Origin of the sequence: Aeromicrobium sp. (assembly GCF_049586495.1) — a bacterium.
Lineage (GTDB): Bacteria > Actinomycetota > Actinomycetes > Propionibacteriales > Nocardioidaceae > Aeromicrobium.
Map to the genome: position 1 here is coordinate 1 of NZ_JBAVCB010000183.1, position 1,532 is coordinate 1,532.

General features: G+C 68.9%; 1 protein-coding gene. It reads left to right on the plus strand.

What is annotated here, in order from left to right:
* Nucleotides 1-136 precede the first annotated feature (136 nt).
* Nucleotides 137-1,532, plus strand: a 1,396-nt coding sequence (locus WB508_RS09610; protein ID WP_423844665.1) for a UDP-N-acetylmuramoyl-L-alanyl-D-glutamate--2,6-diaminopimelate ligase, incomplete at its 3' end; no start/stop codon positions are given.

Genomic DNA, 1,532 nt, shown 5'->3' on the forward strand with positions numbered 1-1,532 from the left:
TTGCGTGCCGCCTGAGTTTGGGCGGGCCGCGCTCGTGCCTCGCGCTCGCTCGCGGCTTCGCCGCTGCCCGTCTGTCGTCGCTTCGCTCCGACCTGTGGTTGCGCTCTCCAGGTATCCGGCCAGATAGGTTGGCGACGTGGCGAATCAGATGCGGGTGAGGCCCTCGGAGTCTCCGTCGTGGGCGGTGGCGGACCTGGCTGAACGACTGGAGGTCGGGGCACCGGAGGGGGCGGCCGACATCAGATTCACTGGCATCGCGCTCAACAGCTCGCAGGTGGAGTCCGGTGATCTGTACGCGGCGCTTCCAGGCGCCCGGGCTCATGGCGCGGACTACGCCCCGACGGCGATCGAAGCGGGTGCGGTGGCCATCCTGACCGACGCCGAGGGGGCAGCTCGCGTCACAGGCGTGCCGGTCGTGGTGGTCGAACATCCGCGAGCAGTTCTCGCGGACCTGAGCGCTGAGTTCTACCGCCGTCCCACCACGGCGATGACCATGCTGGGCATCACAGGCACCCAGGGCAAGACCACCACCACCTATCTGGCGGAAGCGGCACTGACGGGTCGCCGTTCAGCGGTCGTCGGCACCATCGGCACGCGGATCGCCGGCGTCGCGGCTGCCTCGGCCCTGACGACCCCGGAAGCACCGCAGCTGCAGGCTTTGTTCGCCGTCATGCGCGAGGAGGACGTCGAGGTGTGTGCCATGGAGGTCTCCAGCCATGCACTCGTGCAGGGCAGAGTGGACGGCTTCGCCTTCGACGTCGCGGTGTTTCTCAACCTGGGCCGTGATCATCTCGACTTCCACGAGACGGTCGAGGAGTACTTCCTGGCCAAGGCTGCACTGTTCACCCCTGAGCACGCGAAGCATGCCGTCGTCAACGTCGATGACGCGCACGGGCGGCGCCTGATCGAGCTGACGTCGCTGCCCGTCACCACCTTCTCCACCGACGGTGCGGCTGCTGACTGGCGTGCCGTCAACGTCCGGCCGCACCGGCTCGGCACCGACCTGGAGGTCCTCGGCCCAGACGGATCGGCCACCGAGCTGCACGTGCCGCTGGCCGGAGTCTTCAACGTGTCGAACGCGTTGGCAGCGCTGGTTGCTTTGGCCACGGCCGGGCACGATCCAGTGGATCTTGCCGCCGGCATTGCCGCGTCGACCGGGGTGCCCGGCCGGATGGAGCGGGTGGAAGCCGGTCAGGACTTCACCGCGATCGTCGACTACGCGCACAAGCCGGACGCCGTCACGGCGGTGCTCGCCGCACTCCGACCTGTCACGGCGGGTCGTCTGATCATCGTGATCGGTGCAGGCGGGGACCGCGATCACGGGAAGCGTCCCCTGATGGGCGCGGCCGCTGCAGCAGATGCCGATGTGGTGATCGTGACGGACGACAACCCGCGCACCGAGCGCCCCGCCACGATCCGTGCTGAAGTGATGGCCGGCGCAGAACCCGGACCGGGCCTGGCCATCGAGATCGCGGGCCGCCGTGAAGCCATCGCGCACGCTGTCGCCATGGCGCATCTGGGCGACACGGTCG